Annotated in this window: 19 protein-coding genes and 1 pseudogene; 10 read left to right on the plus strand and 10 right to left on the minus strand. The window is 63.2% G+C overall.

Going from position 1 to position 21,240, the window contains the following annotated elements; genetic code table 11:
- Nucleotides 1-8 precede the first annotated feature (8 nt).
- Nucleotides 9-935, minus strand: coding sequence for a LysR substrate-binding domain-containing protein (locus R1Z03_RS23655; protein ID WP_317355852.1), 927 nt, complete (start codon nt 933-935; stop codon nt 9-11).
- A gap of 154 nt (nt 936-1,089) precedes the next feature.
- Between R1Z03_RS23655 and R1Z03_RS23660 the strand changes: the two genes are divergently transcribed.
- Nucleotides 1,090-1,524: a RidA family protein gene (locus tag R1Z03_RS23660; protein WP_317355854.1), complete on the plus strand. Its 435-nt coding sequence runs from the start codon at nt 1,090-1,092 to the stop codon at nt 1,522-1,524.
- A gap of 21 nt (nt 1,525-1,545) precedes the next feature.
- Here R1Z03_RS23660 and R1Z03_RS23665 read toward each other — a convergent pair whose 3' ends face one another.
- The 4 genes from R1Z03_RS23665 to R1Z03_RS23680 all read right to left on the minus strand — a co-directional run bounded on the left by R1Z03_RS23665 (nt 1,546) and on the right by R1Z03_RS23680 (nt 5,061).
- On the minus strand, nt 1,546-1,899 hold the full coding sequence (locus R1Z03_RS23665; protein WP_317355857.1) for a cupin domain-containing protein: 354 nt from the start codon (nt 1,897-1,899) through the stop codon (nt 1,546-1,548).
- A gap of 80 nt (nt 1,900-1,979) precedes the next feature.
- Nucleotides 1,980-3,200 carry a M20 aminoacylase family protein gene (locus R1Z03_RS23670; protein WP_317355860.1) on the minus strand — a complete coding sequence of 407 codons (1,221 nt, stop codon included), beginning with the start codon at nt 3,198-3,200 and terminating at the stop codon, nt 1,980-1,982.
- The gene (locus tag R1Z03_RS23675) at nt 3,197-3,895 is read right to left on the minus strand and encodes an HAD-IA family hydrolase (protein WP_317355863.1); all 699 of its coding nucleotides are present in this window, start codon (nt 3,893-3,895) and stop codon (nt 3,197-3,199) included. The genes R1Z03_RS23670 and R1Z03_RS23675 overlap by 4 nt, the downstream gene beginning before the upstream one ends.
- Before the next feature lie 206 nt (nt 3,896-4,101).
- Complete coding sequence (locus R1Z03_RS23680; RefSeq protein ID WP_317355866.1) at nt 4,102-5,061, minus strand: radical SAM protein; 960 nt, start codon at nt 5,059-5,061, stop codon at nt 4,102-4,104.
- 655 nt (nt 5,062-5,716) lie between these two features.
- On the opposite strand from R1Z03_RS23680, the gene R1Z03_RS23685 reads away from it, so the two are divergent.
- The 6 genes from R1Z03_RS23685 (at nt 5,717) to R1Z03_RS23710 (ending at nt 13,466) form a co-directional block, all read left to right on the plus strand.
- Complete coding sequence (locus tag R1Z03_RS23685) at nt 5,717-6,994, plus strand: tyrosine-type recombinase/integrase (protein WP_317355868.1); 1,278 nt, start codon at nt 5,717-5,719, stop codon at nt 6,992-6,994.
- 557 nt (nt 6,995-7,551) lie between these two features.
- Nucleotides 7,552-8,982, plus strand: a complete 1,431-nt coding sequence (locus R1Z03_RS23690) for a hypothetical protein (RefSeq protein WP_317355871.1) — start codon at nt 7,552-7,554, stop codon at nt 8,980-8,982.
- A 5-nt stretch (nt 8,983-8,987) separates the two neighbouring features.
- Nucleotides 8,988-10,871, plus strand: coding sequence for a hypothetical protein (locus R1Z03_RS23695; RefSeq protein ID WP_317355874.1), 1,884 nt, complete (start codon nt 8,988-8,990; stop codon nt 10,869-10,871).
- A 3-nt stretch (nt 10,872-10,874) separates the two neighbouring features.
- The gene (locus R1Z03_RS23700) at nt 10,875-11,309 is read left to right on the plus strand and encodes a hypothetical protein (RefSeq protein WP_317355877.1); all 435 of its coding nucleotides are present in this window, start codon (nt 10,875-10,877) and stop codon (nt 11,307-11,309) included.
- A 777-nt stretch (nt 11,310-12,086) separates the two neighbouring features.
- Nucleotides 12,087-12,812 (plus strand): hypothetical protein, encoded by a 726-nt coding sequence (locus R1Z03_RS23705; protein ID WP_317355880.1) that lies wholly within the window; start codon nt 12,087-12,089, stop codon nt 12,810-12,812.
- 15 nt (nt 12,813-12,827) lie between these two features.
- Nucleotides 12,828-13,466, plus strand: coding sequence for a hypothetical protein (locus R1Z03_RS23710; RefSeq protein WP_317355883.1), 639 nt, complete (start codon nt 12,828-12,830; stop codon nt 13,464-13,466).
- Between the two features lie 188 nt (nt 13,467-13,654).
- Here the strand turns inward: R1Z03_RS23710 and R1Z03_RS25000 are convergent, their stop codons facing one another.
- Complete coding sequence (locus R1Z03_RS25000; RefSeq protein ID WP_372588294.1) at nt 13,655-13,873, minus strand: hypothetical protein; 219 nt, start codon at nt 13,871-13,873, stop codon at nt 13,655-13,657.
- A gap of 107 nt (nt 13,874-13,980) precedes the next feature.
- Between R1Z03_RS25000 and R1Z03_RS23720 the strand changes: the two genes are divergently transcribed.
- Complete coding sequence (locus R1Z03_RS23720) at nt 13,981-14,931, plus strand: LysR substrate-binding domain-containing protein (RefSeq protein WP_317355886.1); 951 nt, start codon at nt 13,981-13,983, stop codon at nt 14,929-14,931.
- A gap of 79 nt (nt 14,932-15,010) precedes the next feature.
- Here the strand turns inward: R1Z03_RS23720 and R1Z03_RS23725 are convergent, their stop codons facing one another.
- The gene (locus R1Z03_RS23725) at nt 15,011-15,457 is read right to left on the minus strand and encodes a GatB/YqeY domain-containing protein (RefSeq protein ID WP_317355889.1); all 447 of its coding nucleotides are present in this window, start codon (nt 15,455-15,457) and stop codon (nt 15,011-15,013) included.
- Between the two features lie 118 nt (nt 15,458-15,575).
- A complete protein-coding gene (gene rpsU / locus R1Z03_RS23730) occupies nt 15,576-15,788 on the minus strand; it encodes a 30S ribosomal protein S21 (RefSeq protein ID WP_007833691.1) in 213 nt (70 codons plus the stop codon).
- 300 nt (nt 15,789-16,088) lie between these two features.
- Here rpsU and R1Z03_RS23735 point away from each other — a divergent pair.
- Nucleotides 16,089-19,385, plus strand: a pseudogene (locus R1Z03_RS23735) (EAL domain-containing protein).
- On the opposite strand, the gene R1Z03_RS23745 reads toward R1Z03_RS23735, so the two are convergent.
- Together R1Z03_RS23745 and R1Z03_RS23750 are read right to left on the minus strand one after the other, a co-directional pair.
- Nucleotides 19,343-19,720 carry an antibiotic biosynthesis monooxygenase gene (locus R1Z03_RS23745; protein WP_317355915.1) on the minus strand — a complete coding sequence of 126 codons (378 nt, stop codon included), beginning with the start codon at nt 19,718-19,720 and terminating at the stop codon, nt 19,343-19,345. The pseudogene R1Z03_RS23735 and the gene R1Z03_RS23745 sit on opposite strands and share 43 nt — an antisense overlap.
- A complete protein-coding gene (locus tag R1Z03_RS23750; protein ID WP_317355916.1) occupies nt 19,717-20,112 on the minus strand; it encodes an NIPSNAP family protein in 396 nt (131 codons plus the stop codon). The genes R1Z03_RS23745 and R1Z03_RS23750 overlap by 4 nt, the downstream gene beginning before the upstream one ends.
- A 156-nt stretch (nt 20,113-20,268) precedes the next feature.
- On the opposite strand from R1Z03_RS23750, the gene R1Z03_RS23755 reads away from it, so the two are divergent.
- Nucleotides 20,269-21,012: a helix-turn-helix transcriptional regulator gene (locus tag R1Z03_RS23755; RefSeq protein WP_317360472.1), complete on the plus strand. Its 744-nt coding sequence runs from the start codon at nt 20,269-20,271 to the stop codon at nt 21,010-21,012.
- Nucleotides 21,013-21,240: the final 228 nt, after the last annotated feature.

A 21,240-nucleotide genomic window follows, 5' to 3' on the forward strand; every position in this document is an offset into this window, starting at 1 on the left:
GGCCCCCATCATGCCGGTGGCCGGCCGGCCAGGGGTGCATGCCGCTCCATGAGGCCAGCCACCCACTCAATGAACACGCGCAGCCGCGGGCTGACGTGCCGGTGCGGCGCATACGCGATGTACAGCGGCATCGGGTCCAGGCGCCAGTCCTGGAACAGCCGCACCAGTTGGCCCCGCTCCAGGGGCTCGCGCGCCAGGTAGTCCGGCAGCCAAAGCACGCCCAGGCCCGCCACGCCGGCCGCCAGGTACGCGTTGCCGTCGTCCACCGAGAACACATGGCGGCCCCGCACGGCCAGGCGCTCGCCCTCGCGGTGCATGGCATACGGCAATGCCTTGCCGGTGCGTGCCCACAGAAAGCCCACCGTGCGGTGGTGCGAGTTCTCCAGCTCGTTCGGGTGCAGCGGCGTGCCCGCGCGCTCAAGGTAGCCGGGCGCGGCATACACGCCCAGCTGCAGGTCGCCCACGCGCCGCGCGACCAGGGACGGATCGGTGGGCTCGCCCCCGCGCACCACGCAGTCCACGTTCTCGCCGATCAGGTCCACGATGCGGTCGCTCACGCCCATGTCGATCTGGATGTCCGGGTACCGGGTGTGGAAGGCCGGGAGCGCCGGCACCAGGATGGCTCGGGCCAGCGGGCTGGGCACGTCCACCCGCAGGCGGCCCCGGGGCAGCGCGGAGGCGCTGGACAGGCTGCCCTCGGCATCGTCCATGTCGGCCAGCAGGCGCACCACGCGTTCGTAATAGGCCGCGCCGTCGGCCGTGACGTTGACCTTGCGGGTCGTGCGGTTCAACAGCTTCACGCGCAGCCGCGCCTCCAGCTGCTGGACGAGCTGGGTCACGGTGGTCTTGCTCATGTGCAGGGTCTCGGCCGCCTTGGTGAAGCTGCCGGCCTCCACCACGCGGGCGAAGGCCTGCATTGCATCGAAACGGTCCATGGGCGCTGTGCTTTCGGTGGCGTGGCGGTGGCGGAGGGATTGTTTGGAGTCTACAAACAGTGATGGGTGGACTGGGCCCTTTATTCTCCGCACGCCGCTGCCTACAGTGCCTTCATCGCCAACCACCGGGCGGCTTCGCCCCGATGAACCTTTGATGCATCCCACCAGCACGCCCCAACGCGACGTCGTCTTCCCCACCGGGCGCCGAGCGCTCTACGACCGCAACCGCTATTCGCCAGCGGTCCGCTCCAACGGCTTTCTGTTCGTGTCGGGCCAGGTCGGCAGCCGCGAGGACGGATCGCCCGAGCCCGACCTGCCGGCGCAGGTGCGGCTGGCGTTCGACCACCTGAACGCCATCCTGCAAGCGGCCGGCTGCACCTTCGACGACGTGGTCGATGTCACGGTCTTCCTCGTCGATCCCGAATCGACGTTCGAGACCGTGTGGGCCATCGTGCCGGAGTACTGGGGCAACGCGCCCCACCCCACGCTGACCGGCGTGGGCGTGACCTGGCTCTACGGCTTCCAGTTCGAGATCAAGGTGATCGCGAAGCTGCCCGCGCCGAGCGGCGACGGACCTGCACGCCCCTGAACACAGGCGCCGATGGAGGCTTTACGCCGCCAGCACCACGAACACCTTGCGCAGCGTTTGCGTCACATGCCATTCGCCGGTGGTGTTCGACGGGAAGAACAGCGTGTCTCCGGCTCGAATGGATTGCGGCTCGCCGCCCGTGGGCGTGAAGGTGCAGGCCCCGGCCAGGATGTGCATGACCTCGGCATGGGCCAACTGGCGCTCGAAGCGGCCGGGCGTGCATTCCCACAGCCCCGAGCGGTTCTCGCCCGCGCCCTGCAGATCGACGTCGATGCCGCTGAACTCGCACGGCGGCAGGGTCAGCGGACGGGCGGGGGTGCCCTGGTGTTCGAAGCCGCCGAGGGTGGCGGACTGGCGCAGCACGGTGATGCTCATGGGATGGTCCCTTGGGTCGATGAAGTGGATGGAAGGAATCAAAGTGCGGCGCCGGGGCGATGCCAGGCTTCAAGCCCGCATCAGGTGGGAGCCAGGGCGCGCGCCGCCACCTCGCAGAACCAGCGCACGCCCAGCGGCAGCGCGTCGTCGTTGAAGTCGTAGCACGGATGGTGCAGCGCGCGCTCGCCGTCGGGCCCGGGCTCGGCGCGGCCCTGGCCGAGCCACAGGTAGGCGCCCGGGCGGCGCTGCAGCATGAAGGCGAAGTCTTCCGAGGTGAAGGCGGCGCGCGGTGCCACGCCGGCCTGCAGGCCGATGGCGCGTGCGGCCTGCAGTGCCAGATCCGCCTCGGCCGGGGTGTTCACCGTCGCGGGGTAGTAGCGCAGGTAGGTCACCTCCACCTGCGTGCCGCTGGCCAGGGCAATGCCCTCGGCGGTGGCGCGCAGCGCGGCCTCGATGCGGTCTTGCGATGCGGCGTCGAAGCTGCGCACCGTGCCAGTGATCTGCACCTCGGCCGGCAGCACGTTGTGGCTGTGCCCGCCCTCGATGCGCGTGACCGACAGCACGGCCGACTCGCCGGGGTCGATGCGGCGCGCCACGATGGTGTTGAGCTGGGCCACCAGCTGGCTCGCGGCCAGGATGGCATCGGGTGTGTGGTGCGGCTGCGCGGCATGGCCGCCGCGCCCGCGCACGGCGATGTCGAAGCGGTCGGCCGCGGCCATGATGGGCCCGGGCCGGGTCTGGGCGTGGCCCAGCGGCAGGTCGGGCCAGTTGTGCAGCGCGTAGACGCTGTCGCACGGAAAGCGCTCGAACAGGCCGTCCTCGATCATCTTGCGCGCGCCGCCCTGGCCTTCCTCGGCGGGCTGGAAGATGAAGTGCACGGTGCCGTCAAACCCGCGCGTGCGCGCCAGCTGGCGCGCCGCGCCGATCAGCATGCTGGTGTGGCCGTCGTGCCCGCAGCCGTGGTGTGCGCCCGGGTGGCGGCTGGCATGGGCGGACGTGCCCAGTTCCACCATGGGCAGCGCATCCATGTCGGCGCGCAGGCCCATGCTGCGGGGCCCGCTGCCGCAGCGCAGCGTGCCGACCACGCCCGTGCCGCCGATGCCTTCGTGCACCTCCAGGCCGAGCAGCCGCAGCGACTGCGCCACGATGCCGGCCGTGCGCCGCTCCTGAAAGGCCAGCTCGGGGTGCGCATGCAGGTCGCGCCGCAGGGCAATGAGCTCGGGCAGCAGGTCGGCCACCGGCCGGGCGATGCGCTGCAGGCCCTCCAGGGCGGACAAGCGCTCGTGGCCGTCCAGGCTCATTGCCCCGCCTCCACCGCGTCGGCCAGCTGGGCCAGCGTGTGGAAGTGGTAGTCCGGCACGGTGTGCTCGGATTCGATGGTGCCGCCCGAGTCCTTCATGCCGTGCCGCCGTTCGATCCAGCAGGTGGCGATGCCCAGCCGCTTGGAGATGCCGATGTCGTGGTACTGGCTCTGCGCCACGTGCAGGTTGTCGGCCTGCCGGTAGCCCCAGGCGCCCTCGTAGCGGCCGCGGGCATAGGCGAAGTAGCGCGCGTCGGGCTTCTCGCACATCGCGTCGTCGCAGCTGAGCAGCAGGTCGAAGGGCGAGCCCAGGGCTTTCTGGAAGTGCTCCAGCGCCCAGGCCTGGGCGTTCGTCATCGTCACGAGCTTGAAATGCCCGCGCAGGCGCTGCAGCGCCTGTACCGAGTCGGGGAACGCCGGCCAGTCGGCCACCGAGTCGCGCAGGCCGCGCGCCAGCGCCTCGCTGTCGGGCAGGCCCAGCGACGGCGCGATCGCATGCCAGCAGCGCTCCAGGTCGTCGGGATAGGCCCAGGTGTCGCCGCTCTTGCGGGCGGCGCGGTAGGCCGCGAGGAACGCCTCGTCGGTCACGGGGCTGCCGGGCACGGCCCGGCGCAGATAGGCGAGCATGCCGCCCTCGAAATCGATGAGGGTGCCGACCACGTCGAAGGTCAGCACTTTGAAATCACGCAAGGCCATGGGTCGCACTCCAGACAGCAGGAAACGGCGGAAAGCCGGCCACCGCAGGAAACGGCAGCGGCCACAGAACATTCACGGCCGAGCTTAGAACCGCGGCCGCCCCGCGTGGCACTGAAGCGGGGGCCGGCGACAGCAGCAAGTTGCGTTGTCCGGCGCATTGCGAAAGATTGTTTGCAGCCCCCCCGGCCGCGCCGTCCTTCGCGGCGTCAGAACAGGCTGCCCTGCCCCCGCGCCAGCCCGGGCCGGTACTGCGACAGGTCCAGCTCCACGCGCTGGCGGTTCAGGCCCAGGCGCCGGCACGCGGTGGCGAACCGCTGGCGCACCAGGTCGGCCCACAGCCCCGTGCCCTTCATGCGCGTGGCGAAGTCGCTCTGGTAGCTCTTGCCCGCCGCGCGGGCCTCGGCGCTCAGGCCGTGCAGGTCCTGGATGCGGGCCATCACGCGCGCCGCGCGCTGCGGGTAGTGCAGCGCCAGCCACTCGCGCATGAGCGGCGCCACCTCCCAGGGCAGGCGCACCACGGTGTAGAAGGCGGTCGTGGCGCCGGCATCGCGCGCGGCCTCCAGCACCTGTTCCATGTCTTCGGTGATGAACGGGATCTGCGGCGCCACGCTCACGCCCACGGGCACGCCGGCCTCGGCCAGCGCGCGGATGGTGCGCAGGCGCCGGTGCGGCGCGGCGGCGCGCGGCTCCAGGCGGCGGGCGAGCGCGGCGTCCAGCGTGGTGATGGTCACGTAGGCGGCGGCCAGGCGGTCGCGGGCCAGGGGGGCGAGCAGGTCGAGGTCGCGCTCCACCCCGCTCGACTTGGTGATGACCGAAAACGGGTAGCGGGCCTCGCCCAGCACTTCGATCAGCCCGCGCGTCAGGCGCAGCTCGCGCTCCACGGGCTGGTAGCAGTCGGTGGCGGATCCGATGTTGAGCAGCTGCGGCACATGCCCGGGCCGGGCCAGTTCGCCGCGCAGCACCTCGGCGATGTTGTGCTTGGCGATGATCTGCGTCTCGAAGTCCAGCCCCGGCGACAGGTTCAGGTAGCTGTGCGTGGGCCGCGCGTAGCAGTTATAGCTTATGGCCCTACTCAGGTCCCTCTCTTGAGTTTTTAGGGAGGGACTACCTACGTGCGCCGCGCATGCGCTAGCTACTTCATTTCGGCCGCGATTCTGTGTACGCACTTCTCACGAGTTCTAGTCTCTGGAAGGCGGAGACGTCATAGCCCGACACGAAGCAACGCTGCACTACTGCAACCAACATCTCAGCGCAGGCATCGGTTACAGACCTACGAGCACTTGACCTCGCGCCAGGGAATAGCAGTCCAAGCGTGATGCCTTTCTAGTGAGTTACCGGTGACACGGCTACGCCTGAGTGCAATGCGCAGCTCCAGTTCCACAGTCGCTAGAGCTTCACGATCACACGTACGTCCACCGTTCATCTAGTCATATACACAACAGTTCCGCCCTATCTAAAAAATAACACTCTCTATCAAAAAAAGATAATTTCACTGCAAAAGGTGACCACGACGAACATATTTCACCCAGCTTCTTTTCTATCCACCTGGATAGATTGTCCTATCCAAGTGGATAGAAAATAGGAGCTTCATACGCGCGAAATCCTATTCAAACAGATATATGCCAATCTGAGGTCAATTAATCGAGATGAACTATAAAAAATAATTTATCCTGCCCGCAAAGACTGTCAGCAGACAAAAGGCATGAACATCAGGTGGATTGGGGCAATTTCATTCATTGACGCCAGAAAAAAAATATTCGATAGTTCTCTGGAGACGTAGCAGCAGCCTCTTTGCTCAAGTCAACGTGTGAATGAATATCGATGTCTCAACTTCTCTTCCCCAGGCTGGTTACTCCGGAAGTTCTGAACTTAGTTCACGAAGCGATCCCTCAGGTCCCCCCTGCCAGGGTCGACTACTTGCTCGCAAGAGTCGACATCACAACCCCGTTTATCGTTGACTCCGCTGGGCTGCCACGGGCATTTGAGAACAGCTACTTACGCAAACGGCGCACGGGCAAGCTAGAAGATTTTTCGCTAAAACGCCTCAAGGCGAACTCAATAACAGCCTTTGGCTACGACCTCACCTACTTCCTCAACACCTATCAAGAAGCAACGCCCTATATATTGGCAGAACAGGCCGCGTCCGGGGACCTGCTGGAAGGGTATGTGGATCACCTGCAAGACAAAGATACCGAGTTAGCGGCATCTACTATCGAGCGGAGAGCCATCGTTGCCAGGGAGTTTCTTACAGACCTATGCACACAAACTAATAAACCAGGGAATGCGCTCAGCGTTATCACGCATGTATTTGAGAAAAACTTTTTTGGCGACGCAGAGAGGCCTATAAAGTATTTCCAGACAAGCCATCTGCCTGGCACTCGGCGCCGGCAACCTTCTTTAATCTCTATCCTCCCGACCAAGCATCTAATCACCTTCATTAATTCATTTCTGGACCCAGTTCACAAAATTATTGCGAAATTGATCTATTCAACAGGCCTACGGCGTTCAGAAGTCGCAAGCCTAACCGTTAAAGACGTCGCTCTCTTATCCCCTATTTATCCAGGCGGACCAGCAACAATCACGGTTATCGGCAAGGGAGATAAAGAGCGAAAAATCGAGATTGAGGCACCGACAGTTGCGATGCTAAGAAATTATCTTTCCTCAAGAGCGCGGAGAGACCGGCTTAAAAAAGCCGCCAAAGAATTGATCGCCGAGCCAGCAGCAACCCCCCTCTTCCTTACACAAGGCGGATTGCCAATGTCCGGAGATGCCATCGGTGATGCATTTCTGAGGGCCAGTGAGCGATGCGGCATTAAGCGAACGCCTCACGAGCTTCGCCATGAGTTCGCCGTCAACTATCTCCTAACCTCGTATCGAAATCTGCAGCAAAGCATCAGCAAAGACTCTCTGGATAAATGGCTTGTCCGATTAATGATAGATAAAACAAGCTTGGCCGTTGAGAAGTTAGCACGCCTTCTAGGTCACTCATCGTCCGAAACCACGAAAAGTACCTACCTTGCAACTTTGATAAGTAGTGATCCTTCTATTCGCGAAGACTGGAATCAACACCTAGACGAAATTGAGCGGGGTCTCGCATGACTCAGGGACCGAAGACAAGAAAGTCTTTTGACATTTCAGGCGCAACGGCTCAGCCTACCCCTCCAACAGAAGCGCCGCTGCTGTCTTGGATCGTCGAGAGCGGCCCCGAGGAACAGCACTACCGTGTTGACTTAAACGCCCTACTCCCCCAAGAACGCAATGATGTGCAAATAGTCTCGCTAATACATCGAAAGCGAGCACCATCCATCCGTGACCTGGCGCGGCCAATCAGGAACCACTGGCACATGATTCTTAGCGCCATGGCGCCGTCAATCCGGAAGTGGACCAAAGATAGAGCGTCCCGGTCTACGTTTGAAGAACTGACAAAACTGAAGTGGCTCTTCCACTTTCTTGATGACCAGGCAAGCCTACATTCAGAAATTATTGGTGACGGGTCCCTGGAGTCTCTATCAGAAGAGCAAGGAGTCAAATTTGCAGAATGGCTGCGCCATCAGAAGTCATTGAAGAGCACCCGTATGGGCGCCATCTACAGCTCCGTCGCGCGGTTTATCAAGGACGCCATGAGAACGAGTGTGTGGCGACCATCACCCTTCAGCATGCAAAAAGCGACCATCGACAGAGAGGAGTACAGCGAAAAACAGTACCTTGCGCTGGTACGCATGAGCAAGAAGGTTATTGCACAGTTCAAAAAAGACAGAGCCAAAGTGAAGCAAATTTTCCGCAGCGTCCAACGCGACGATCCGACGGCTCGGAAGAGACCATTCGACGTGGGCAACAAGTTTCGCAAAAGCTATCAGATTCGAGATGCCATCCTTGCCGCAAGGATCGCGCTGAGCCGTAGCGAATCACCTTCTGGTCCGGGACTTTTCCCTTTCACCGAGACATTCCTGGCCCCGACCGTAGACCTTGTGGCGGCAGAAATTCTGCTTGTCATAGCCCGCAGCGGTGCGAATGAACAGCCAATTCTAGACCTGCCCCCCGGCCAAGGTCTAATGGCTGGCAAGTGGCTGCGCCCAAATCCGTTTGGGTTGGACTACAGAATTATCATGGGACTAAAGAATCGAAATGGGATGAAAAAAAATGACCCCAAGCCCATTCCAATGCCATTTAGAGCGAAGCCAGAGTTCTACCCTGTCAAGGTAGTCCGTTACCAAGAGCTCCTTGGGGCATGGTGTCGCCGCGTTATTCAGAACTCCAATCCAAAACCCACCCTAAAGACTCCATCCGGGATAGCCGCGATAGCTTCATCAAAGAGTATGTGGATATATTGGAACGAGGGAAAATGGCAGCATCTTAATGGCCAAAATGTTCAGGGAATAATTAATCGCTTAATAGCCAGAGAGGCCCAATCGACCCCCGACTTGTTAGACGAAGACGGGAAGCCGATAAGCTATAACGCGAAACTTCTTCGGGACGCCTATCTTAGGTACGTCGCACACAAAAGTGCCATGGACATAAAGATCGCGCAGGGCGAACTAGGTCATAGTGAAGATTCACGCACAATATACGATTACCTCAGAAGGAAATGGGTAAAGACCTATGCACACGATGGACTGCGGCAGTATCAGTCCGCATCGCATGCAATCCTTGACTCTGACGAAACGGTTTTGCAGCCGGCGATGATCCGAAAGATGCAAACACCCGAATCTCGAGAAGCTCTTACACACAACCACTCGAAGCTCGTAAAGGTCCGCTCCGGGTTCTGCTGTGAAGACCCGACGGCACCACCAAAAGGCATCTACCGTCCCAAACATTCCGGAGACGTGTGCCCAGCAGTACGCTGCTATGACTGCGATATGGCCAGAAGCTTTCGCTCAGGCCTTCCCGAAATGGGTAAAAGCATACTCAACCTGCGCAGTCGGAGAGATAAGTCGAGCGCACACCTTTGGGATGGCTCTGCAGCGGATCGAGAGCTCAGGAACCTTGAGGATGTATTTGCAAGGTATTCCGCGGAAGATCAGACAAGCGCAATGCGTGAGGCGGAGACCCTCGACGTGCCTCTTCTGTTTTATAGGCCGGCAAGATGACCCAAATGAACCCACTTCTGATGGGCCTGCAACCCAGGAGCGACAGCGAAAAGCGAGATGCTGCCATTGTGAGCTGGCACCTTCACGGCAACGTACCGACGGTAATAAGCCGGTTCTCTGACATGGTCTGGGAAGGAGCGCCAGTCGGCGCAATGGCCGCGATGCCGACTAAAGCTAGGCAAATCGACTTCAAAAAAATGCCTACGCCTTTAGTCCCACTATGCAAGGACATTCTCTATGCCTTCCTACGCCACCCCATCAATATCGCGTCCACACCGAGCTTTGCCTCACTCATAAAGCGTGGACAAGCAGTTGCCGCTTTCGCATCCATGATTCAGGAGAAAGGGTTGTCGCAAGAGACGCTAACCACCAGCGAAACGAGAGCATTCCTGTTAGATAGAGCGAGAAAGGCAAAGCATATTGAGACACTGGTGAGTATCGTGGCGACTCTACGAGGAGCAGCCGTACACCATGGTCAAGGGCTCATTGCTTACAGCGTTCAGTATCCGTTTCCAATTCACAAAGGCGCTCAAGCGGTTGCCAAGGCACTCTGGCACGAAGCCCATGGAAGAGATTTTGATGGCCGAGGAGAGATTCCATACAGTGATGAGGACCTGACCTTAATTGTGCGTAACGCTCACTTCTATGTCGAGGAACTTGGGCCGCATGTACGCAACGCGATTGATGAATGTCTAACAATTGCTGATCGCTTTCCGAATCTCCGTGAAAGCAAGAGTGCGGACGGCCATTGTTATAGAGCTCAGAAAAAATACATCAAGGATTATTCTTGGCCTCATTCTGAAGCGGGTTTATTCGACTGGCCCCCCACTACTTTTAAATCGCTGATGGGCCACGCCAGACTGTGCAGTGCGGCATCTACAATCACGGTCAGCTTCGCCACGGGTTCTCGTCGAAGTGAGATTAACTCCATCAGTGACGGCTGCATAAGAAACAAGTATGGAGAGGCATTCTTAACCTTGACACACTATAAGGGCAGAGATGAATCCGACGGCGAAATCGTCGCTCTTCCTGTCGATGATAAGGTAATCTGCGCAATAGAGCTTCAAAGTTCGCTGAAGAAGCAGATTCGACGCTACATCCATGCAGACTTAGAAGGGACGCATGCTTTTACCGATAAGCTCTTCGTGCAATCTAAGTATCAAGCCCATGGAGATACCGAAGAGGCGAGCTATACGATAGAAGGGGCCGCGCTGTCTGCCAATGCGCATAACCATGTTTTGGCAAAATTCTCGGCCTGCATACTGCCTGACCTCGGCGAGAACATCTCTTTCACACGTCTGCGAAAGTCAGTAGCCAGGCTCATTACGCTATCGATGGAAGGAGCGACTGTCATTTTGCAGAGCATCTTTGGGCACGCGACATATAGAACCACTCTAGGCTATATGTTCGCATCCCCAATGATTCAAGATGAACTTCTGACAGCCTACCCCGAGCTCACGGTGAAGAATCTGAAGACTCTCTTCGCGGAGCGCGACTCGTTGATGGGAGGGGGTGCGCCAGCGCTACGCGCCGCCATTAAGACCGAATCAGACATTGACATGACAGAGAATGAGTTCGTTGAACTCGGCCTCGACATGATGTCTATGGGCCAAATGCTTCTCAGCGTGTTAGGCCAGGGGATGTACTGCTTGAAGCCACTGGTTGCACGTGGTCCCTGTAACTCAGATTCCGGATTACCTCTACCCAACCTAGGCAACTGCAGTGGCTCGTGTAGCCACCACCTGCTCCTTGGCTCAGAGCGGCCAAAGCTAATCCGTCAGGCGCAGTGGCTTAAGGCGAAAATCCAAGACCCTCTTTTGAGCGAACCTATGAAAAACTTCTATAAAAAGAATCTTGATGAGATTCAATATGTGATCGAGAAGACCTAGTTAATGGAATCAACATCAAAGCAAAAGGCCGGAGCCACTAAGAAAGAAACATATAGAGCTTCGATCCTTAACGCCTTCGAACAACTCGCAGCTGACCGCTCGCGCAAGAGTCTATCCGTCGAAGAAGTATGCAAGCAGGCAGGCTTGACAAGCTCGCCAATATACAAACCTCATCATGACACCCTGCGCGCTGAGCTTGAGCTCAAGATAAAGGGTTGGAATCTTTCACGTGGAAAGAAGAAAAGGCGAGCGGCCACCGAAACCGAACAAGACGTCCTGATTAGCAACCTAAAAGCCGAGAACAGCCTACTTAAGATACAGCTTCGAAATACACAAGATGCGCTGAACATATTGGGCCAAATGCTCGAGACCGCCCTAGGAAACGGTGGCGCTAGCACAGTTGTTCCCCTAAGAGCGAAAATTCCTAAAGCTCAGTAGTGCAGACTTCGGGTGCAATGCTCAGCATGAATGGCAGCGTCCTTGCCCCATGCTCAGTGCATATTCTGATGAACTGTCCGTCTGTGTCGGTCGCGGCAGCCCAAACTGCTGGCAATGACCGACTAAGTTCGGTCACAAGCCGCCGCTCGCTGCGCGGTCAGAAACCAGAGAGAAGCTGACTTAGGCTCACCAATATCTGTTCAAAGCTTCAAGCACTTCTCCGTAAGGCACATGCCCACATCTCCGACCGCCGCTCTCCAACGAGTCCGCAACAGAATCATTGAGTACCTTGAACTTGCGTCGTCATTTGATGCACAGATCGCGTATCAAGCTGCTGTGCCAGCCGTGCGAGTGCCGTACGAAGTCATAAATCAATGGGAAGACTGGGTGGACGGAGATTGGCAGAGTTATGAGCCAGTCCTCTCACCAGAAGAAATCATCGCTATTGACCGCTTTCACTCTGTGTGGGAAGAGGTGTGTGACGCCACGCCATCAGAGCTGCCCAGTCTCGATGAACTATTTCTTACGTCACCGTGGCTCCGGCTTGCGGCGGGAGCGACGGAAGCGTTAGCGGTGTTTATGCGGGTAGGTCCCCGCCCAGACTTTGACCGATAGGGGAGAACACGCGCACACACGACGCGCATGTCCACCTGGGGACCGCTATGGGAGACTGCAAATCGTCTGCTGCTGTACGCGCTCGGAACGGGTTCCGCAGCATCTCCTGGCCGATAAACACCATGTCAGCTCGGCCGTTGCGGAGATCCGATCAAAATACAGGTGCAGATCAAAGCAAAGGGAGTGATCACGATGGCTTGTTCAAGAGGCGCCGCATCGCCTGACCTGCATACTCAGAAGAGGCTATTCGCCGCCTCCGCTGGCTACTGTCAAAACCCCGGGTGTGCCAACGAACTGTTTGTCGAGGCAGCAGGGAAGTCGATTCACATCGCAGAGATGGCGCACGTCTTTGCCGCCAACGATGGCGGCCCCCGTGCAAATCCCGAGCTTAGCCAGGAAGAGCGTGGAGCTTTCGAGAACCTAGTCATGCTGTGTGCCAACTGTCACACCATGGTCGACAAGGCGCCGGAGGCGTTTCCCGACGCCATGATGATGGGCTGGAAGCGCGATCACGCTCATAAGCTTTTGCAGATATTCGGGGCGGTGAAGGTCGAAGGGCGTGGCGACGCCCGACAGGTCATAGAGCCTCTGCTGGCCGAAAACCGGGCGATCTTTGAGCGCTATGGACCACACATTGATGCTGCTCAAAATCCAGAGAGCGGCGCGGCCGAGCAATGGAAGCGAAAGATGCTGAGTCGTATCCTGCCCAACAGCAGGCGGATGCTTGCACTACTCGACGTTAACCGGGGACTGTTGACTATCGAAGAGAAGGAAACACTTGAACGATTTCGACAGCACATTGACGATCTGGAGGCGTTTCACATCGAAGGAGTCGACGAGGATGCGTCCCGGTTCCCTGCCGAGTTTTCGCAGATTTTGGAGGGCTGAAACGTGGGTGGTGACATGACCGCATGGGTGGCCGCAAAGCTGGCCGAACGCAAGGACGTCGAGGTAATTGAAAGGACCCCCGAGGGGTTTCTGGCAGTGCGAGCAATAGGAGGCTATGAGTTTGCAGTTGCTGTCCTGGGGGTGCCCGTAAGCAGAGTCATCGAACTGGCCGATGTCGACCCGCTCTTCTTAAAGCACAGTAAGCCGGAGCTGGTCATCAACGTGCCATCAGGGACGTTATGGAGCGGCGCAGCCATAGGCCGTGTTCACGCAGCATTTGCCTCCTTCGGGACCTTGGGTGATATAGCCCGAGCAGCTAAAACTGGAGATGCAGGCTCCTTCCGCGATAAGGGCATGGGGTACTTCATCACGGCCATGACTCAGCATTCAAATGTTGCCAGCGTCTCATACGTCTATGACTCGGTAGTCAGGGCCGAGCGCCGACACGGTGAGCCTATAACTGTCGCAGTGATCGACGCCTACAACATGGGCGCTGAGCATGTGCGAAACGCGCGAGCGCGCGTCGGCCCTTTCGACGTCATTGTGAAGTCTTCAAGCTATGGCGGGATCAGCTCTGCTGCGCATGCCGCAGCCATGGACATGGGCGCGCAGGCACTGGGCGTCCGTGATCTGATGAAACGGCTGGGCTCTTGATTCGCCAGAGAGTCGTCGCGTGCCTGCGACAAGCTGCGCTGGCCCTTGGACCGGCAATAGCAGGCACCGAGTGGTACCTCTTCGGCTCGGTTGAGCGAGACGAGGAGGATGCTGAAGACATTGACTTAATGATCCTCTGCATCAGCGATGACCAGGCTGATGCGCTTCGGCTGTACCTACACCCGGACTCATTGCCCCTTCCTCTGCACGCATGCTTTCTGGGGTGATCTCGGTTTCGTTGTGAAATCGGAATCCTGCGTCAAAAAACTGACCAGCGACAACAACTTAGCAGCGTTTAAGCCGAAGCGCTCGGCCGCGGTCTGGATGGCCCGCAGGCCTTCGGGCATGACTTCCTTGCCGATGCCGTCGCCGGGGATCACGGCGATCTGGTACTTGGTTTTTTGCATGGGGGTCCTTGTGGAAAAAAGCAGAGCGGCAGGTGCCGGATGGGGCATTGTTCGGCAGTGCCTCGCAAAATACAATCCGCCGCCTGTGGTCTCATTCTTCACACTTCGTGCACAAAATTCCTTCCAACGACGACCTGCGCGTGTTCACCGTGGTGGTGCGCAAATCGAGCTTCGGCGAGGCTGCGACCGAGCTGGGCACATCGCCCGCCTATGTGAGCAAGCGCATCCGACTGCTGGAGGAGGATTTGGCCGTCAAGCTGCTGCACCGCACCACGCGCCGCGTGGTGGTGACGGAGGAGGGCGAGCGCGTCTTCCACTGGGCGCAGCGCATCCTGGACGATGTGGATCAGTTGCTGCAGGAGGTGGCCGTGACGCGGCGCGAGCCCCGCGGCCTGCTGCGGGTGAGCTGCAGTTTCGGCTTCGGGCGGCGCGTGGTGGCGCCGGCGCTGTCGCGGCTGGTGGAGCGCCATGCGGCCCTGCAGGTGCGGCTGGAGGTGTTCGACCGGCTGGTGGACGTGGCGGGCGAGGGCTTTGACCTGGACGTGCGCGTGGGCGACGAGATCGCGCCGCACCTCATCGCGCGGCGGCTGGCCGACAACCACCGGGTGCTGTGCGCGGCGCCCGCCTACCTGGCGCGCCATGGCACGCCGCGCACGCTGGCGGAGCTGTCCAGCCACGACTGCCTCGTCATCAAGGAGCGTGACCACCCGTTCGGCGTGTGGCGCCTGCGCAGCGGTGGCGTGGAAGAGTCGGTGAAGGTGCGCGGCCCGCTGTCGGCCAACCACGGGGAAATGGTGGTGCAGTGGGCCGTGGACGGCCGCGGCATCACGCTGCGCTCGCTGTGGGATGTGGGGCCGCAGTTGCGCGCGGGGCACCTGGTGCCGGTCCTGCCCGAGTGGCGGCAGGAAGCGAATGTGTGGGCGGTGTATCCCACGCGGCTCCATCTGTCGGCCAAGGTGCGCGTGTGCGTGGAGTTTCTGCAGGAGCACTTCCGCCAGGAGTGGGCGGCCGGTGGCGACGGCGCACGCATTGGCGCGGTGGGCGGTACGGGGGAATGAGGAGGGAAATATGGCGGGGTGCAGCGCGCTGGCACCCCGCTTTGCAAGGACGCGCATGGCACGCGTCCCGAGGGCCCGATCAGCCGGCCAGCGCGGCCTTCACGGCGGCGGACACCTGGCCCATGTCGGCCTTGCCGGCCAGCCGCGTCTTCACCACGCCCATGACCTTGCCCATGTCGCCGGGGCCCGCGGCACCCAGTTCAGCCACGATGGCTTTCACGGCGGCCAGGGTTTCGTCGGCCGACATGCGCTCGGGCAGGTAGGCCTGCAGCACGGCCATTTCGGATTTTTCCTTGTCGGCCAGGTCCTGGCGGCCCGCGCCTTCGAAGGCGGTGATGGAGTCCTTGCGCTGCTTGATGAGCTTGTCCAGGATGGCGACGACGGCAGCGTCGTCCAGCGTGATGCGCTCGTCGACTTCCTTTTGCTTGATCGCCGCCTGCAGCAGGCGGATGGTGCCCAGGCGCTCGACGTCCTTGGCGCGCATGGCGGTCTTCATGTCTTCGGTGATCTGTTCTTTGAGGCTCATGGTGTTCTCCGTTCAAACCAGGGGTGGGTGGGGTGGCGCGCTGTGCCCCAAACGAAAAAACCCGCGCTTGGCGTCCCTAGCGCGGGTTTTGCGGCGGTGAGGCCGGCTCTGTCAGAGCTTAGTACAGCTTCTTGGGCAGCTGCATGCTGCGAACGCGCTTGTAGTGGCGCTTGACGGCGGCGGCCTTCTTGCGCTTGCGCTCGGCTGTGGGCTTCTCGTAGAACTCACGGGCGCGCAGGTCGGTCAGCAGGCCGAGCTTTTCGATGGTGCGCTTGAAGCGGCGCAGGGCGACGTCAAAGGGTTCGTTTTCTTTTACGCGGATGGTGGTCATTAGCTAATGGTTTCCAAAATGTGCCCACAGAGGGTATCCAGGAGATCGGGCCTGAATGCCGTGTGCAGCGGGTTCCCCGTCTGTAACTAGTATTGGCCGACGGGGTATTGCCAGCAAAGCCGAAGATTATAGCCCTGTAATCCGCTCTGTCGATGACTGCGTTCCGATCGCGTGGCCATCGGGCGTGTGGCTTGGAATTTGCATGGGGCTCTGGTGGCGCTGATTCGATTCATCCCCCCGTTCGTTCCCGCAACCGCCCCGCGCCTTTCTTTCCCCGCGCGGGGCCCCAAGCACGACACCATGGCAATCATGCACCGCGTATCGGGCTGGCTGGGCCGGCTCAGTGTGGGCCGCAAGCTCATGCTCATCTACCTGCTGGACCTGACGGCCGTGATCTACGTCTCGGGCATCCTGATCCACGAGAAATTCCTGGCCATCGATTTCGCGCGCAAGGAGATCGTGGGCACCGCCTACGCCTCGGTGGTGCGCGATGGGCTGATGGGGGCGTTCATGGAGGGCGACGGCATTGCGGGCATCCTGCTGATCGACCGGCTGGCTGCGGTGCGCAGCGCGCACGACGGCGCGCTCAAGACCGGCGAGCCGGCTGCGCGCTTCGAGGCGCTGTTGCGCCAGTCGGCCGCCGGCGACCCCGCGGGCGAGGGGGGGGTGGGCGAGCCGGTGCGCGGACCGCTGCTGCGCCAGGGGCGCGAACTGCTCACCACCGTGGGCAACCAGTCCAACCTGATCCTCGATCCCGACCTGGACAGCTACTACGTGATGTCGTTGATCCTGCTGCGCTTTCCGGAGCTGCTGCAGGTCACGCACGACACGGCGGCCTTCCTGAATGCGCCCGGTGCCCGCCAGGGCGACCACCGCGCGGCCGAACTGCTCACGCTGGCGGGCCGGCTCGATGCGGTGATGCTGGGCATCGATGCCGACTACGACCAGGCCTTCATCGCCGGCTCGCCCGCGCTGCGGGCGGCGCTGGACGCGCAGCGCGCGGCCTTGCGCCAGGCCGGCAACGATCTGCAGGCGCTGCTGCAGGGCATCGCCCAGGGCGAGGGGCGCACCGCCGCGGCCGAGCTGCCCGCGCGCCAGCGCGCGCTGCTGGGCGCGCTGCAGACGGCGTGGGTGCAGGGCACGGCGCAGCTCGACCGCCTGCTCTACACCCGGGTGGACGACCTCTTCGCGCGCATGTGGCTGCACCTGGGCACGGCCGTGCTGCTGCTGGGCTGCATCCTGAGCCTGGTCACGCTGGTGGCGCGGCAGATCGCCAAGCCCCTGCAGCAGCTGGCCCGTGTGGCCGACGAGGTGCGTCGCAGCGGCGACCACACCCTGCGCGCGCACTGGATCAGCCGCGACGAGATCGGCCGGCTGGTGACGGCCTTCAACGGCATGCTGGCGCAGCTCGACCGCGAGCGCGTGCTGCAGCAGGAGCTGGCCGCCAGCGCGCGCGCCGCCGAGGCCCAGCGCGAGCTGGTGGAGGCGCTGCCCATTCCGATGGTGGTCACCTCGGTGCCCGAGCACGAGGTGCTGCACGCCAACGCCCCGGCCGGCCTGTGGCTGAACGGCACCACGCTGGACCCCTGGCGCACGGGCATGGAGCCGGGCGTGCGCGCACGCTTTTTCCAGCGGCTGGCCGACCAGGGCGTGGTGGACGAGTTCGAGGTGCGCTGGAAGGGCAGCGCCGAGCCGCTGTGGGCCGTGCTGTCGGCCCGGCGCCTGCACTTCCAGGGGCGCGATGCCATGCTGACCGCCTTCACGCCCATCAACGTGCTCAAGGTGATGGAGCAGCGGCTGGAGCTGTGGGCCAAGGTGTTCGAGGCCTCGTCCGAGGGCATCATCATCATGGCGGCGGACCAGAAGATACTGAGCGTGAACAAGGCGTTCTGCCGCAGCACGCACTACGACTTCTACGAGGTGATCGGCGAGAACCTGGGCTTCCTGCTGGAGGACCCGGGCGAGCCGCCGCTGGGCGCGCGCATCGCCCGCACGCTGCTGGACAAGGAGTCCTGGCAGGGCGAGGTGCGGTTCCGCCGCCGCTCGGGCGAGACCTACCCGGCCTGGCTGATGGTGTCGGCGGTGCGCGAGGGCGGCAAGGGCGGCGCCGTGGCCAACCACATCGGCATCGCCATCGACATCACCGACCGCAAGCGCAACGAGGAGCGCATCCAGTTCCTGGCCCACCACGACGTGCTCACCGAGCTGCCCAACCGTTCGCTGTGCGTGCAGCGGCTGCAGGCGGCCATCGCGCATGCCGCCATCACGGGCGAGCGTGTGGCGGTGCTGTTCATCGACCTGGACCGCTTCAAGTCCATCAACGACACGCTGGGCCACCACATCGGCGACGGACTGCTGCGCTCGGTGGCGGCGCGGCTGCTGCAGGCCGTGCGAACGCACGACACCGTGAGCCGCCTGGGCGGCGACGAGTTCGTGATCGTGATGCGCGACGTGGAAGGCCCGGACGACGTGCTGCAGGCCGTGGAGCGCCGGCTGATCCCGCTCATCCGCCAGAGCCATCCGGTGCAGGGGCACGAGCTGAACGTGTCGTGCAGCGTGGGCATCGCCGTGTACCCCGACGACGGCACGGGGCTGGACGAGCTGATGCGCCGCGCCGACGCCGCCATGTACGAGGCCAAGACCACCGGCCGCGACATGGCGCGCCTGTATTCGCTGGAGACCGACCGGCGCGTGCAGGCCCGCCAGGCCATGGAGCAGATGCTGCGCCGCGCGCTGGAGCGCCACGAACTGGAGCTGCACTACCAGCCGCGCGTGGACACGTGATCGGGCCGCCTCACGGGCGTGGAGGCGCTGGTGCGCTGGAACCACCCAGTGCTCGGCCAGGTGCTCCCGGGCGAGTTCATCCCCATCGCGGAAGAGGCCGGCCTGATCCGCGCGATCGGCGGCTGGGTGCTGGAGCAGGCCTGTCTGCAGTGGACGCGCTGGCAGGCCGCGCACGGCGGTGGGCGTCACGCCGCAGGCCCGGCAGCGCAAGGCGCGGAGGAGGGCCAGGCCATCGCCCACGACGCCCGGCGGGCGCGGCCGCCCGTGGCGCTGGCGGGGCTGCCGGTGTCGGTCAACCTCTCCGCCGCGCAACTGGCCGACCCGGCCCTGGTGCCCGACATCCGCGCCCTGCTGGCGCGCTGCGGCATGCCCCCCAAGTGGCTGGAGCTGGAGCTGACCGAGTCGCAGCTGATGGAGAATGCCGAGGCCACGCAGCAGCAGCTGGCCGCGCTCAAGGGGCTGGGCGTGCAGCTGTCCATCGACGATTTCGGCACCGGCTATTCGAGCCTGGCCTACCTCAAGCGCTTTGCCATCGACAAGCTCAAGGTGGACAAGTCGTTCATCCGCGACATGCTGACCGATGGCGCGGACATGGCCATCACCCGCGCCGTCATCGCGCTGGGCCACACCCTGGGCCTCAAGGTGGTGGCCGAAGGCGTGGAGGATCTGGCCACGGCGCAGGCGCTGGATTCGCTCGACTGCGACGAATTGCAGGGCTACCACTTCAGCCAGGCGCTGCCCGTGCCGGCCCTGGAGGCCTGGGTGCGGGGCTACGCGGGCGAGCGCCCGCGGCTGGCGCTGCTGCCGTCGTGAACCGTGCGCGAATCGGCCGGCGCCTGCGCGCGCTCGTTCAGCCCGTAGTCGCGCAGCACGGCCGCTACGCGCAGCCGGTAGTCGGCGAACACGCCCGCGCGGCCGGCGGCCTGCGCCTGGCGGTGGCTCTCGCACTGGCGCCACCGCGCCACGGCGGCCTCGTCGCGCCAGAACGACAGCGACAGCAGCTTGCCCGGCTGGCTGAGGCTCTCGAACCGCTCGATGGAGACGAAGCCGTCCATGCGCTCCAGCTCGCAGCGCAGCGCAGCGGCGGTGTCCAGGTAAGGCTGGCGGCCTGCGGCGCTGGGCAAGACCTCGAAGATGACGGCGATCATGCGGCGGCTCCGGCGGCGGGCGGCTCCCCTGGGAATGCCAGCAGCGACAGCGGCGGGTGCGGCGGCAGGGCAGGGCGCTGGAACGTGCCCTCCACCACCTCGGCGAACGTGCGCTGCTCGCGCAGGATGAAGCGCTGGCGCTGCGCCCGCTCGAAGTTGGCGCGGCCTTGCGGGTCGGTCCGCAGACGCGCGCGGTAGGCCTCGTAGGCCGCGAGGCTGCCGAACGCGATCAGGCCCCAGGCCTCGTCGTTGGTGCCCTCGCTGGGCACGAAGTAGCCCAGAAGGTGGCCGCCGCAGCGCGGAATGATGTGGCCCCATTGCGCGGCGTACTCGCGAAACGCGGCGATCTGGAAGGGGTCGAGCTGGTAGCGAATGAAGCAGGTGAGGGCCATGGAGGGTTCCTTGGGTAGAAGGTTGGGGGCGAAGGCACGGGGCCGGCGGGGCGCCGCATCCGCACGGCATGGTGGCCATTGGGCCGCGTTCCGCGGGGTCGATGCTTCGCCATGGAACGAAGCATCGCGGCCGGCGCCTGCGGCACACTGGCCGGCATGAACACCAACCAGATCGCGCACATCGCCGCGCTCGTGGGCGAGCCGGCGCGCACCGGCATGCTGCTGGCGCTGATGGACGGGCGGGCGCTCACGGCGCGCGAGCTGGCCGATGCCGCGCACATCACCCCGGCCACCGCCAGCCGGCACCTCGCGCTGCTGGTGCAGGCACGCCTGCTGTCCGTGCAGAGCCAGGGCCGCCACCGCTACCACCGCCTCGCCTCGGCCGAGGTGGCGCGGCTGCTGGAGGGGCTGATGCAACTGGCCGCGGGCCAGGCCCCGCCGGCGCGTCCGGTGGCGGTGGGCCCGCGCGATGCGGCGCTGCGCAGGGCGCGCACCTGCTACGACCACATCGCCGGGCGCCTCGGCGTGGCGGTGGCCGAGCACCTGCTGCAAGAGGGCGCGATCGTGTTCGACACCGAGGCGGGCGGGCAGGTGACCGACCGGGCCGCCACCGTGCTCGGGCGCCTGGGGCTGGACCTGGCGGGCCCGTCCGCCGGCGCGCCGCAGCGGGGCCCGCGCCCGCTGTGCCGCCCGTGCCTGGACTGGAGCGAGCGGCGCCCGCACCTGGCCGGGCGCCTGGGCGCGCTGGTGTGCGCGCACTGCCTGGACCAGGGCTGGCTGGTGCGCCGCGAAGGCTCGCGCGCGCTCGCCATCACCCCACCCGGGGCCGCCGCCCTGCAGGGCTGGCTGGGCACCGCGCGCTGGAGCGGCGTGGTGCAAGCGCCATCGCCCGGCGCCTGAAACGACGAAGGCCCTCCCTGGCCTGCAGCGGCAGCCGCCCGGCCCGCCGCCCCGCCGCGTCGGCGAAGCACCCATCGGCCCGCTGTCGGCCAACGCGCATGGCCATTAGGCGCTCCATCCGACAGGGCCTGCACGGCCCCCAGCCGCGTAATCGGGGGCCACGCCCCATTGCCCGCCGAGCCCCGCATGCCACCCCCTTCGATCGATCGATTCCGACACCGCCATCCA

This window comes from Acidovorax sp. BLS4 (assembly GCF_032929295.1).
In the GTDB taxonomy this organism is placed as follows: domain Bacteria; phylum Pseudomonadota; class Gammaproteobacteria; order Burkholderiales; family Burkholderiaceae_C; genus Paracidovorax.

Bases quoted from the DNA above. Each gene is read 5' to 3' on its own strand.
- R1Z03_RS23655 (WP_317355852.1), bottom strand. From the start codon at position 935: ATGGACCGTTTCGATGCAATGCAGGCCTTCGCCCGCGTGGTGGAGGCC.
- R1Z03_RS23660 (WP_317355854.1), top strand. From the start codon at position 1,090: ATGCATCCCACCAGCACGCCCCAACGCGACGTCGTCTTCCCCACCGGG.
- R1Z03_RS23665 (WP_317355857.1), bottom strand. From the start codon at position 1,899: ATGAGCATCACCGTGCTGCGCCAGTCCGCCACCCTCGGCGGCTTCGAA.
- R1Z03_RS23670 (WP_317355860.1), bottom strand. From the start codon at position 3,200: ATGAGCCTGGACGGCCACGAGCGCTTGTCCGCCCTGGAGGGCCTGCAG.
- R1Z03_RS23675 (WP_317355863.1), bottom strand. From the start codon at position 3,895: ATGGCCTTGCGTGATTTCAAAGTGCTGACCTTCGACGTGGTCGGCACC.
- R1Z03_RS23685 (WP_317355868.1), top strand. From the start codon at position 5,717: ATGTCTCAACTTCTCTTCCCCAGGCTGGTTACTCCGGAAGTTCTGAAC.
- R1Z03_RS23690 (WP_317355871.1), top strand. From the start codon at position 7,552: ATGCAAAAAGCGACCATCGACAGAGAGGAGTACAGCGAAAAACAGTAC.
- R1Z03_RS23695 (WP_317355874.1), top strand. From the start codon at position 8,988: ATGAACCCACTTCTGATGGGCCTGCAACCCAGGAGCGACAGCGAAAAG.
- R1Z03_RS23700 (WP_317355877.1), top strand. From the start codon at position 10,875: ATGGAATCAACATCAAAGCAAAAGGCCGGAGCCACTAAGAAAGAAACA.
- R1Z03_RS23710 (WP_317355883.1), top strand. From the start codon at position 12,828: ATGACCGCATGGGTGGCCGCAAAGCTGGCCGAACGCAAGGACGTCGAG.
- R1Z03_RS25000 (WP_372588294.1), bottom strand. From the start codon at position 13,873: ATGCAAAAAACCAAGTACCAGATCGCCGTGATCCCCGGCGACGGCATC.
- R1Z03_RS23725 (WP_317355889.1), bottom strand. From the start codon at position 15,457: ATGAGCCTCAAAGAACAGATCACCGAAGACATGAAGACCGCCATGCGC.
- rpsU (WP_007833691.1), bottom strand. From the start codon at position 15,788: ATGACCACCATCCGCGTAAAAGAAAACGAACCCTTTGACGTCGCCCTG.
- R1Z03_RS23745 (WP_317355915.1), bottom strand. From the start codon at position 19,720: ATGATCGCCGTCATCTTCGAGGTCTTGCCCAGCGCCGCAGGCCGCCAG.
- R1Z03_RS23750 (WP_317355916.1), bottom strand. From the start codon at position 20,112: ATGGCCCTCACCTGCTTCATTCGCTACCAGCTCGACCCCTTCCAGATC.
- R1Z03_RS23755 (WP_317360472.1), top strand. From the start codon at position 20,269: ATGAACACCAACCAGATCGCGCACATCGCCGCGCTCGTGGGCGAGCCG.